Raw genomic sequence first — 12238 nt, 5'->3', positions numbered from 1 at the left:
GGCAGTCATTGCCGGTCATCCGCGGATGAGGTCATCCGGCAGAGCCATGCCGCCTGTCGCTACAGGGCGATGGCGTCACAGGCATGCACTATTTCATTTAGGAAACTTCAAGTATGTTCGGTGGCGCGCATAGGCCCCTGGCGTTCGGAGATAGGGTCAAAAAAACGCGATTCGGCCTGGAAAACAACGGCCGTGTGCGGAAAACAGACGCAAAAAAGCCGGCGCTAAGGCCGGCTTCATCAGGGCAGGGGGGAGCTTACTCTTCGCGCACCCACGTCTGCGAGCGGCCAAACATCGGCACGCCGACATAGCCGCGAACTTGCAGCTTGGTGCCGCCTTCCGTCAGTTCCGCCTTGCTCTTGTAGGTCTTGCCATTGGCCGGGTCCGTGATTTCGCCGCCCGTCCATTCCTTGCCGTCATATTTCAGGCCGGACAGGATCACCATGCCGACGATGGGCTGGTCTTTCTTGGCGCCTGTGCACTTGTCGCACTTGGGATTCTGGTCTTCGTCCGGGCCGCGGAACAGCTTGTCGATCTTGCCTTGCAAGACGCCGTTGCTTTCCGTGATGACGATGAGGGATTTTGGCTTGCCGCTGGCGTCGTCGATGGTTTTCCACGTGCCGACGGGGGTAAAGTTGCCGTCGCGCGCGGTGGCGCTGCTGGCGATGGCCAGGGCGGCCACCAGTACGCTTGCTTTGAATACTTTATGCATCGCTAGTCTCCATTGGTTTTTTGATCGTGTCACGAACAGTTATATACCAAGGCAAGACCAGCAGTGCTGCGCGGCGTCACGGATGACACCGCGCAATCCTTCCAAACTTGCCTTATGCGCTGGCTAGTTTAGCAAACTGTTCGCGCAGTTTTTCAATTGTCGCCGAAAAACTGAGCAAGCGCTCGTTTTCTTGCGCAACGATGGCGGCAGGGGCACGCGCGACAAAGCTTTCATTGCCCAATTTGCTGTTGACTTTGGCAATTTCCGCTTCGATACGGGCGATTTCCTTGCCCAGACGCTCGCGTTCGGCAGCCACGTCGATTTCCACTTTCAGCATCAGCTTGGTGGTGCCGACGATGGCGACGGCCGCTGGCGAGTCCGGCAGCGCATCGACGATCTGCACGTCGGCCAGCTTGCCCAGCGACTGGATGTACGGTGCGTACGATGCCAACGCTTCTTTCTCGCTGGCATTGCCGGCTTCGACGATCAGCGGCACGCGCACGGAAGGCGAGATCTGCATTTCGCCGCGCAGGTTGCGCGTCGCGTCCGTCAAGGCTTTCAGCTGCTGCATCCACGCTTCGGCCGACTCGTCGATCTTGTCGGTGTTGGCGATCGGATACGGCTGCATCATGATCGAATCACCCTCGGCCTTCAAGGTTTTGCCAGCCAAAGGCGCCACCGTCTGCCACAGGGCTTCCGTGACGAACGGAATGATCGGGTGGGCCAGGCGCAGTACCACTTCCAGTACGCGCAGCAGGGTGTGGCGGGTGGCGCGCTGCTGGCCTTCCGTTCCTTGCTGAACTTGCACCTTGGCGACTTCCAGGTACCAGTCGCAATACTCGTCCCAGACGAATTTGTAGATGGTGGCGGCGATATTGTCGAAACGGAAGTCTTCAAAGCCCTTGGCCACGTCCAGTTCCGCCTTCTGCAGCAGCGAGATGATCCACTTGTCCGCTTGCGACAGGTCGGCGTCGTTCGGCGTGCAGTCCTTGCCTTCCGTATTCATCATGACGAAACGGGTGGCGTTCCACATCTTGTTGCAGAAGTTGCGGTAGCCTTCGCAGCGGCCCAGGTCGAAATTGATGTTGCGGCCCAGCGAAGCGTAGCTGGCCATGGTGAAGCGCACGGCGTCCGTGCCGTAGGCGGAAATGCCTTCCGGGAATTCCTTGCGCGTTGCCTTGGTGATCTTTTCCGCGTCGCGCGGGTTCATCAGGCCCGTCGTGCGCTTGACGATCAGGTTTTCCAGGTCGATGCCGTCGATCAGGTCGATCGGGTCCAGGGTGTTACCTTTCGACTTCGACATTTTCTGCCCCGTCGAATCGCGCACGAGGCCGTGCACGTAGACGGTTTCAAACGGCACCTTGCCCGTGAAGTGCGCCGTCATCATGACCATGCGCGCCACCCAGAAGAAGATGATGTCGAAACCGGTGACCAGCACGGACGATGGCAGGAAGGCCTTCATGTCCGGCGTTTCTTCCGGCCAACCCATGGTCGAGAACGGCACCAGGGCGGACGAGAACCACGTGTCGAGCACGTCGTCATCGCGCTTCAAAGGGCCGGTGCTGCCGGCGGCCTGCGCCTTGGCGATGGCTTCCGCTTCCGTCTTGGCAACGAAGATATTGCCCTTGTCGTCGTACCACGCCGGGATTTGATGGCCCCACCACAGCTGGCGCGAGATACACCAGTCCTGGATGTTGTTGAGCCACTGGTTGTAGGTGGTGCTCCAGTTTTCTGGCACGAACTTGATTTCGCCATTGGCGACCTTGTCCAGCGCCGTCTCGGCGATCGACTTGCCCGGGAAGAAGGTGCCTTCCGGGGCCGGCTTGCTCATGGCGACAAACCACTGGTCCGTCAGCATCGGCTCGATGACAACGCCCGTGCGGTCGCCGCGCGGCACCATCAGTTTGTGCGGCTTGACTTGCTCCAGCAAGCCTTGCGCGTCGAGGTCGGCGACGATCTGCTTGCGCGCGGCGAAACGGTCCATGCCACGGTAAGCCTCGGGCGCGTCGTCCGTGATCTTCGCGTCCAGCGTCAGGATGACGATCTGCGCCAGTTTGTGGCGCTGGCCCACGGCGTAATCGTTCATGTCGTGCGCGGGGGTGATCTTGACACAGCCCGTGCCGAATTCCTTGTCGACGTATTCGTCGGCGATGATGGGGATTTCGCGGTCGGTCAACGGCAGTTTCAGCATCTTGCCCACCAGCGGCAGGTAGCGCTCGTCCGTCGGATCGACGGCCACGGCCACGTCGCCCAGCATGGTTTCAGGACGGGTGGTAGCCACCGTCAGGAAGCCGCTGCCGTCGGCCAGCGGGTACTTGATGTACCACATGGAGCCGTCTTCTTCCTCGGACACCACTTCCAGGTCGGACACCGCCGTGCCCAGCACGGGGTCCCAGTTGACCAGGCGCTTGCCACGGTAGATCAGGCCCTGCTCGAACAGGCGCACGAAGACGTCGGTGACGACTTTCGAGCGCGGCTCGTCCATCGTGAAGTATTCGCGCTGCCAGTCGGCCGAAGCACCCAGGCGGCGCATCTGGCCGGTGATGATGGAACCCGATTTTTCTTTCCATTCCCACACTTTTTCCACGAATTTCTCGCGGCCCAGGTCATGGCGCGAAATCTTTTGCGCGTCCAGCTGGCGCTGCACGACGATTTGCGTGGCGATGCCCGCATGGTCGGTACCGGGAATCCAGGCTGTGTTGTGGCCCAGCATGCGGTGGTAGCGGGTCAGGCCATCCATGATGGTCTGGTTGAACGCATGGCCCATGTGCAGGGTGCCGGTGACGTTCGGCGGCGGCAACTGGATGCTGAAGGAAGGTTTTCCGGCATCGAGGGTGGCGGTGAAGTAACCGCGCTGTTCCCACTCGGTGCGCCAGAATTGTTCAATGTCGGCGGGCTCGAAAGACTTGGCTAATTCCATGATTTGGCGTGTGATTGGCAAAAGGAACCATTATAAGGGGTGCATAAAGCATGCGCAGCAAATAGCGGGCCTGGATGGCCTGAAAAGCCGCGCACGATTGCGCAATATTGCCCTATTGTATTTTTTTCAAGCTATCATCTTTGCAACATTATTTGAAAGCTTAGGCAATCATGAAAAAATTGTGGCAATTGGCCGTGCTCGGCGCCGGATGGGCTGCCGGTGGCGCGTGCGCCGGCGTCCCGGAAGGAATGGCGTCTTTCCAGCGCGGGCGCTGCGTTGACGCCGTGGCCCAATTGCGCGGACCTGCGCTGGGCGGCAATATCAAGGCGCAAAAGGTTCTCGGCGATATCTACGCGGGCGCGGAGCGGTGTTCGGACGTGGCGCGCAGCGATGCCGATGCCGGGCGCTGGTATCTGCTGGCGGCCAAGCGTGGCGACCGCGTTGCTCAGGAAGAACTTGTTTCTCTGTATACGAGCTGGTCGGGCAGCATGCGCAATCCCGCGCGCGCGCTGCCCTGGCTGCGCAGCCAGGCGTCGCAGGGCGCCGGCGGACCGATGGCGCAACTGGCGAAAATGTATGAAGAGGGAAAAGGCGTGCCGGCCGACAAGGTGTTGTCGTATGCGCTCAGACTGCTGGCGCTGCAGGACAAGGAATGGAGCGGCGCGGCCGAGCTGGAGACGTATCTGCCGGCGCACCGCAGCGCGATGTCGCCGGACCAGGTCGACGAAGCCGTGCGCCTGGCCGGCCTTTGGCGGCGCGGCGCGCCCTTGCCGGCGACGTCGCTGACGGGGCGGCGCTCGCCGCAGGACTGGTACCTCCGCGCCGCCGAGGGCGGCGACATGGACGCCGCCTACCAGCTGGGCATGCGGTGTTGCAACGGAGCAGACGGCCTGGATGAAAGGCAGGCCGTCCGCTGGCTGCGCAAGGCGGCCGAAAGCGGCAACGCCAAGGCCCAGCTGCAACTGGTCAAGGTGTACGGCATGGGTTGGGGCGTGCCGCAGGACTATGTGCTCGCCTCCATGCTGAGCCAGCTGGCGGCGGCGGGTGGGGAGCCGGAGGCCGCCGCCAGCGTGGCGGGCTGGGCAAGGGCGATGAACGCGGCGCAAAACGCCGAGGCGGATCAGCTGGCGCGGGCGTGGAAGGTGGGCATGCCGCTGCCACAGGTCTCGGTGCACGGCATGGAACGCATGATCCATTATGTGCGCGAGGCGCGCGACAAGCTGCCGCCGACGCCCGAAGTGCGGGCGCTGTTCGATGCCGCCAGCGAGGGCGATGAAGCGGCCTTCGGCCAGCTGCTCGCCGGCGTCGCCCTGCCGGGCGCCTACCGAAGCGGCTCGAACACCCTGCTGCACACCTTGATCTTGCCCGCGTACAGCCTGGTCGAAGCCGAATCGGCATGGCAGAAGGCGCAGCCGCGTCTGGACGACCCTTTGCTGCAACAGATGCAGCAAAGGGCGCACCGCCAGGCGCAACGCGAGCGGCACGCCGCGCTGCTGCCGGCCAGGCTGCGCATGATGACGCTGCTGTTGCAGCGCGGCGTGCCGGTCGGCGAAGGTACCGGGGGCAGTAGCGTCGCGCCCCTGCATCTGGCGGCCATGTACGGCAACGCCGCGATGGCGCGCCTGTTGCTGGCCCATGGCGCCGATGTGCGGCACTACGGCGCCGGAAATGAAACGCTGGCGCCGCTGGAATACGCGCTGCAGCAGGAAGACGCGGGCATGCTGCCGGAATTGCTCGACGCGGATGAACGCACGGCAAACATGATCGCCTTGCTGGACGCTGGTTCGGGCCTGCCCTACCTGGTGGGCGACCAGCGCATGGCAGAGCTGCGCCAGGCAGAGAAAAAGACGGCGAAAGACGGCGCGGCGCCGCCAGCCGAACGGCCGCTGGCCGATCACATGCTCTGGAGCCGTTTGCTGGGCCTGACGCGCGGCACCGAAGTGCTCGATAAAATGCTGGCCACCGGCACCGCGCCCGACATCGACGACGAGGGCAAGTCGCTGTACGCCTACGCCGCCGAAGCGGGCAACGCCGGCGCGCTGGACTGGCTCAAGCAGCGCGTGCCCCGGCATGACGCGAAGGGAAAGGACCGCTGGCTCGACGCCGCGATGCGCGCCATGTACAACCATCAGCCGGCGTCCGAGGACGTGCTGCGCCAACTGGTAGTGCCCGGAATGCCCTGGAAGCAAGCCGGCCCCGCAGCCGAAGAGTTGCACATGAGAAAACGAACGACGCTCGACGCGCTGCACCTGGAAACGGAGACCCTGCTGTGGCATGCGGTGCGCAGCCAGCGGCCGGACTGGGTCACCCGCCTGGCCGCGATGGGTGCGCCCGTCGTCAGCGACGGCTATCGTCCGCCCTTGCTGGCGGCCGTCGAAAATAGTGACGCGGCGATGGTCAAGCTGCTGCTGGGCCTGGGCGCCGACCCGCTGGGCGGCGAGTTCCCCGTCTTGAGGATGGCGCTGAAACTGAAGCCGACGCCGGAAAACAATAACGTGCTGACCTTGCTGCTGGCAGCCGTCGCGGCGCGCCAGCCGCTGGCAGACATCAAGTGGTCGCCGCTGGACGAAGCGCTGCGTTCCGTGCGCGATGCGGCCGGCGTCGAACGGGTAAGCCTGATGCTGGCGGCCGGCCTGCCGGCCAGCCAGTTGGGCAACAACGCCGCCGTGCTCGCCGTGCAGTCGCCGCAGCGTGCATTGGCGCCGCTGTTGCTGGAACACGGCATGTTGCGGCGCGCCGACGGTGTGCGGCGCGCACCGGGCGATGCGGTGGTGCTGCGGCAGGCGTTGCGGGCGCAGCGCGGCGATCTGCTGCCGCGTCTGCTGGACCTGGGGCTGGACCCGAACTGGCGCGGCGCCAATCAGAAGAGCGCGCTGGAGCAGGCTATTCTCAATGGCAATACCGAGGCCGTGCGCCTGTTCCTCGCGCGCGGCGCGAGGATCGATGACGGCACGGAGCACCCATGGGGTGGCGCGCTGGACCTGGCCGCCGCCAGTCTCAATACCGATATGCTGGCGCTCGTCACGCGCGACTGGACGCTGTCGCTGGACAAGGTCTGCCTGCCGGACACGCCGAACCTGATCGATATCGTCATGAACGCGTCCGATGCGTATTGGGACTTGCTGCTCAAGCATGGATTTTCCAGCGCGCCGCCACAGTGCGAGCACGCCATGGCGCCGCGCCTGATCACCGCCTTTGCCGAGGAACCGGGGCTGATCCTGGCCGGCTGGCTGGGCCAGCGCTTCGCTGCGCGCCTGCCGCGCCTGGCTGGCGGCCTGCGGCAACTCGCACCGGAGGACTGGAGCGCGCTGCGCGCCGCGGGACGCGCCGACATGCTGGCCATCCTGGCGGCCGGCGGCTGGCGGGTGCCGCCTGCGCAGGTTGCGGCTGCACCCGCACACAAGGACAAGGCTGCCGACCTGGCGCTGCAACAGCGCTTGCCGGGACGCTACACCATGGGGCGCCGGACCGAGGTCGCGTCGCAGATCGTGCTGCGCGCCGGCGGGCGTTTCAGTTACCAGATGGTGTACGGCGCCGATGAGCAAGCGGCACAGGGACGCTGGTCGGTGCTGGATGGCGAGCTGCTGCTGCAGGGCGATGGGAAGTCGCCCGATGCACCGTTTGCGCTGTTGCCGCCGCGGCCCGGCGACGCCACCACGGGCCCGGCCCGCATCATCGTCGAATATCGCAACGAGGCCGTGCCCGATATCGGCCTGGCGGCGCTCGGCGATGCGCCCGCGTTTGCCAAAGGCGTCAGCGGCACGCAGCCGTGGCAGGTGCCGTTTGCCGGGCCGCTGCGCCATCTGGCTCTGTCCCATCCGGAAGCGGGCTTTGCCACGGTGGCGCTGCCGGCCCGGCAAGGCCTGTTGCGCTTTGCGCTGTATCCGCCGCGCTCGGGCATGCGGGACTTTCACGCCGTCATCGGCATCGGGGATGACACACTGGCCTGGGATCGCGATGGGCAAATGCTGTCGTACGACAAGGTGAAATAAACGCGGCCATATGGCCGTGTTTGGCGGCCTGGTGAGTCGTTTTCCTGCAACAGAACGGGGGGTAGAGGCGCTGCCGATGCTATAATGCCGGCCTCGGCGCCTCCTGCCCCATCCTTGCGGACGGCGCCAGCAGACGCGGTTGTATCAACGTTTCATATCCAACACTCGTCCGCGTCTCAAGGCCAGCGCATCTGCGATGCCAGCCACTTTCAGAGCGTCCCCTTCGGGCCGGGCGCCTGAGCCACGCGCACCGCCAGCGGTGCACCATTCACGGCGGAATCAACGCGGCTCATTGCACGTCGCTGCCGCCACAGCTTAGCCAGGAATCTTACTGCCTGGCCCGTCGTCTTTCGATACGGCACTCCCCAGCGCGCCTTTTGGCGCCTGTGGCCGCGCCATGGCCGCGCGCTTTCCCGGTTTCGCTTATACAAGGAAACCCGCATGAAAAAAATCTCGATCACGATGGCACTCGCCACCCTGGGCGCCTTGCCTGCCGCCCACGCACAGTCGTCCGTTGACCCGTCGTCAGTCACCCCGTCGTCAGTCACCTTGTACGGCTTGATGGACGCGGGCCTGGTACAGGAAGGCGGCATCAGCAAGCTCACCAGCGGCATATCGGCCGGCTCGCGCCTGGGCTTGCGCGGCACCGAGTCCCTGGGCAATGGTCTGCAAGCCGTGTTCACGCTGGAAGCGGGTGTCCTGAGCGACACGGGCCGCTCCGACCAGGCGGGGCAACTGTTCGGCCGCCAGGCTTTCGTCGGCATCGACAGCCCGCTGGGCATGCTGACCGTGGGGCGCCAGTACAACCTGCAAAGCCAGGCCTTGACCGACGTGGCCGACCCGTTCGAAGGCGGCTTTGCCGGCGCGGCAACCAACCTGGCCGGTTATTCTGCCACGCGCATCGACAATACCGTGCGCTACACCTCGCCTGAAATGCGCGGCGTGACGGCCACGGTCATATACGGCTTTGGCGAACATACGGGTGTGGCGGCCGACCAGCGCTCGCTGGGCCTGGCCCTCGGCTATGTCAACGGTCCCTTGACCTTGCGCCTGGCGCGCCAGAGCCGTGCCGGCGAGCCGGGCAAGGCCGACGTGAACAACACGATTTTGGCGGGTAACTACAACTTCGGCGTGGCCACCGCGTTTGCCGGTTATGGCCGCAACACGGGCGACGGCAGCACTATGTTCTTTGGGGAAAACCCGTATGGCGCGGCGCAGGCGCCGGCCCAGTCCACGGACAGCCGCGACGCCATCGTCGGTGTGTCCGTGCCGTTTGGCGCGACCACCTTGCTGGCCTCGTACGTCCACAAGGATGACCGCGACGCTGCCAACCGCGATGCGCGGCAACTGGCCATCGGCGCCACGTATGCCTTGTCCAAGCGCAGCAAGGTGTATGTTGCTTACGCGCATATCCGCAACCGCAACGACGCCGCCTACATGGTGGGCAATGCCACGGAAGTGGGCACGGGCAACCGCGCCTTCAACGTGGGCCTGCGCCACGCGTTTTAAGGCTTTGCGCTAAGCGGGCAGCATGTTGCCTTCGAGCAGCAATGTTTCGAAGGCGGCGGCGGCCAGCGGGCGGCTGAACAGGTAGCCCTGCATCTGGTCGCAGCCGTGCTGGCGCAGGAAGGCCAGCTGCTGCGCCGTTTCCACGCCTTCGGCGATGACTTTCAGGCGCAGGCTGTGCGCCAGCGAAATGATGGCGCGCACGATGGCCGCGTCGTCGTCGCTGTGCGTGATGTCGCTGACGAAGGTTTTGTCGATTTTCAGCACGTCGATGGGGAAGTGGCGCAGGTAGGCCAGGCTGGAATAGCCGGTACCGAAGTCGTCGATCGACAATTGCACGCCCAGCGCCTTCAGCTTGGCCATGATGGCCGTGGCTTGCTCCACGTCATGCATGACCATGCTTTCCGTCAATTCCAGTTCCAGATGGGCCGCATCGAGTCCCGTGTCCGCCAGCACCTGCGCCACCGCGCGCAGCAAATTCTTTTGCTTGAATTGCCGCGCCGACAGGTTGACGGCCAGGCGCAGCGGGCCATGGCCTGCCATTTGCCAGGCGCGCGTCTGGGCGCATGCCGTGCGCAGCACCCAGTCGCCGATGGGCGTGATCAAACCCATTTCCTCGGCCAGGCCGATGAAGCTGGCAGGTGGAATACGCCCCAGTTGCGGATGTTGCCAGCGCAGCAGCGCTTCCATGCCCACCACCGTGCCGCTGGCCAGATCCAGCTGGGGCTGGTATTCGAGGTGGAACTGCCCCCGCTCCAGCGCGTGGCGCAATTCGCTCTCCAGTCCCAGCCGCTCCAGGGTGCCCGCATTCATGCCCGAGGCATAGAATTGCCAGTGGCCCCGTCCCTGTTCCTTGGCGCGGTACATGGCGATGTCGGCGTGCTTGATCAGGGTGTCGGCATTCTGGCCGTCGTCGGGATATACGGCCACGCCCATGCAGCAGCTGAGAAAAAATTCATATTCGCCCAGTTGCAGCGGCTGCGTCACGGCGTCCTGGATGCGCTGCAGGATGGCCACGCCCGGTTCGCCATTGCCATGCTGGGGCAGCAGCAGCACGAATTCGTCGCCGCCCAGGCGCGCCACCGTGTCGACTTCGCGCGTGGCGTCGCGCAGGCGCTCGGCCACGTTTTTCAGTACCAGGTCGCCCGCATCATGGCCCAGGGTATCGTTGACGAATTTAAAGCGGTCGAGGTCGATGAAGACCACCCACAGGGGCTGACCGCTGCGCCGCGTCACGGCCATCGCCTGCTCCAGCCGTTCGCGCAGCAGGGCACGGTTGGCCAGGCCCGTCAGGATATCGTGCCTCGCCTGAAATTCCAGTTCCTGTTCGAAGCGCATGACGCTACTGATGTCGTATTGCGCCACGACAAAGTGGCTGACGGGGCCATCGCCATCGTCGCGCACGGGCGCGACGAACAGCTCGCTCCAGTAGCAGCTGCCATCTTTGCGGAAATTGCGCACGATGGCCTTGCCTTCGCGCTGTTCACGCAGGGCCGCCGTAATGGCGTGCATGTCTTGCCGTCCTTGCTCGGGACCCTGCAAGTCTTCCAGGCGCTGGCCGATGACTTCGCCGGCCGCATAGCCGGTGATGCGTTCGAAGGCGGGGTTGACGTACTCGATCAGGTAGCCTGGCGCGTCGGCGCTGCACAGGATGATGGCGTTGGCCGACACTTCGATGATGCGTTCACGCAAACGCAGCGACTTTTCATTGTGCATGCGCGCGGCGATGTCTTCTGACAGGCGCAAATTGGCAAACTGCAGCGCCGCCGTGCGTTCGCCCGTGATGCGGGCAATCACGGAATTGCGCGACACCAGCTGATACACGTATGCGGCTGCCAGCAGGCTCGACAGTAATCCACCCAGCAGCACATACAGCGAGCCGCGATGGCTGGCGTCCAGGCCCATGCCTTTGGCCGGCAGCAGGGCGGCGCCCAAGGTGTGTCCGCTGGCGTGGTACTGCAGCAGCAGCCGGGCGCTTTCCGCCTCGATCTGGCGCGCCGAGGCGTAGCACAGGGCCGTCAGGCACAGTCCGAACGCGAGCGTGAGCAGGGCCGAGGTGGAAACGGAAATGGAGATGCGTTTGAAGAATGATTGCATGGTGGTCCCGTGGCAGCGCCGGTGCCGATCCATGATCAGGCAGGCCGGGCAGTGACTGACTGTAGGGTGCACGGCGAAATGCCGTCCGTTCGCTACCGAACGGACGGCAATGCCGACAAGAAATATAGTCGGGTCACTGTGCCAGCGCTGTGTTACGCTGCACCACATGGCGCCCCTCGTTCGGACGCTTTTCATCGATCCCCTAGCTGACGACTGGAAAACAGGAAACCTGCCCATGTCGAGTCCGCATGCCCAGCTGCACAACCCGAATCAAAACCATTTGCTCGCCGCCATGCTCGACGCCGATTTCGCGCGCCTGGCCCCCCACCTGGAGCAAGTGCCGATGCTGCTCGGTGACGTGATCTACGATTCGGGCGACAAGCTGCAGCATGTGTATTTCCCCACCACGGCCATCGTTTCCATTCACTACCTGCTGGAAAACGGCGGTTCGTCGGAAATTGCCGGCGTCGGCAATGAGGGCGTCGTGGGCGTGTCGCTGTTCATGGGCGGCAATTCGACGCCGAGCCGCGCCGTCGTGCAGACGGGCGGCGTCGGCTACCGGCTGAAGGCGCATTTGCTGATGGAAGAATTCGACCGCGCCGGTCCCGTCATGCGTTTGCTGCTGCGCTATACGCAAGCCTTGATCACGCAAATGTCGCAGACGGCCGTGTGCAACCGCCACCATACGGTGGAACAGCAGCTGTGCCGCTGGCTGCTGCTGACCATGGACCGCCTGCCGAACCGCGAGCTGACCATGACACAGGAGTTGATTGCCAACATGCTGGGCGTGCGCCGCGAAGGCGTGACGGAAGCGGCCGGGCGTTTGCAGACGCGCGGCTTCATCAGCTACCGGCGCGGCCATATTTCCGTGCTGGACCGCGCCGGCCTCGAAGGCCATGTGTGCGAATGCTATGGCGTGGTGAAGAAGGAATTCACGCGCCTGCTGTCGGACGTGCGCCAGCGCCAGACGCGCTGAACACCGCATCCTCTCTTTTATCGTTGTCACAGTCC

At 64.3% G+C, this 12238-nt stretch carries 6 protein-coding genes; 3 read left to right on the top strand and 3 right to left on the bottom strand.

The features are described 5' to 3' along the window. Nucleotides 1–256: 256 nt before the first annotated feature. Both V3C40_RS23335 and V3C40_RS23330 read right to left on the bottom strand, forming a co-directional pair. Nucleotides 257–712 carry a DUF2147 domain-containing protein gene (locus tag V3C40_RS23335; protein WP_331778655.1) on the bottom strand — a complete coding sequence of 152 codons (456 nt, stop codon included), beginning with the start codon at nt 710–712 and terminating at the stop codon, nt 257–259. A 112-nt stretch (nt 713–824) separates the two neighbouring features. Continuing rightward, nucleotides 825–3632 carry a valine--tRNA ligase gene (locus V3C40_RS23330; protein ID WP_331778654.1) on the bottom strand — a complete coding sequence of 936 codons (2808 nt, stop codon included), beginning with the start codon at nt 3630–3632 and terminating at the stop codon, nt 825–827. A gap of 170 nt (nt 3633–3802) precedes the next feature. On the opposite strand from V3C40_RS23330, the gene V3C40_RS23325 reads away from it, so the two are divergent. Further along, nucleotides 3803–7624, top strand: coding sequence for a hypothetical protein (locus V3C40_RS23325; protein WP_331778653.1), 3822 nt, complete (start codon nt 3803–3805; stop codon nt 7622–7624). Between the two features lie 441 nt (nt 7625–8065). Further along, nucleotides 8066–9133 carry a porin gene (locus tag V3C40_RS23320; RefSeq protein WP_331778652.1) on the top strand — a complete coding sequence of 356 codons (1068 nt, stop codon included), beginning with the start codon at nt 8066–8068 and terminating at the stop codon, nt 9131–9133. 9 nt (nt 9134–9142) lie between these two features. Here V3C40_RS23320 and V3C40_RS23315 read toward each other — a convergent pair whose 3' ends face one another. Then, on the bottom strand, nt 9143–11227 hold the full coding sequence (locus V3C40_RS23315) for a putative bifunctional diguanylate cyclase/phosphodiesterase (protein WP_331778651.1): 2085 nt from the start codon (nt 11225–11227) through the stop codon (nt 9143–9145). 235 nt (nt 11228–11462) lie between these two features. On the opposite strand from V3C40_RS23315, the gene V3C40_RS23310 reads away from it, so the two are divergent. Further along, the gene (locus V3C40_RS23310; protein ID WP_070305805.1) at nt 11463–12203 is read left to right on the top strand and encodes a Crp/Fnr family transcriptional regulator; all 741 of its coding nucleotides are present in this window, start codon (nt 11463–11465) and stop codon (nt 12201–12203) included. Nucleotides 12204–12238: the final 35 nt, after the last annotated feature.

Origin of the sequence: Janthinobacterium sp. LS2A, from assembly GCF_036543145.1 — a bacterium.
In the GTDB taxonomy this organism is placed as follows: Bacteria; Pseudomonadota; Gammaproteobacteria; order Burkholderiales; family Burkholderiaceae_D; genus Janthinobacterium; species Janthinobacterium aestuarii.
This window is presented reverse-complemented; position numbering and strand designations above follow the sequence as displayed.

Bases quoted from the DNA above. Each gene is read 5' to 3' on its own strand.
- V3C40_RS23325 (WP_331778653.1), top strand. From the start codon at position 3,803: ATGAAAAAATTGTGGCAATTGGCCGTGCTCGGCGCCGGATGGGCTGCC.
- V3C40_RS23330 (WP_331778654.1), bottom strand. From the start codon at position 3,632: ATGGAATTAGCCAAGTCTTTCGAGCCCGCCGACATTGAACAATTCTGG.
- V3C40_RS23315 (WP_331778651.1), bottom strand. From the start codon at position 11,227: ATGCAATCATTCTTCAAACGCATCTCCATTTCCGTTTCCACCTCGGCC.
- V3C40_RS23310 (WP_070305805.1), top strand. From the start codon at position 11,463: ATGTCGAGTCCGCATGCCCAGCTGCACAACCCGAATCAAAACCATTTG.
- V3C40_RS23320 (WP_331778652.1), top strand. From the start codon at position 8,066: ATGAAAAAAATCTCGATCACGATGGCACTCGCCACCCTGGGCGCCTTG.
- V3C40_RS23335 (WP_331778655.1), bottom strand. From the start codon at position 712: ATGCATAAAGTATTCAAAGCAAGCGTACTGGTGGCCGCCCTGGCCATC.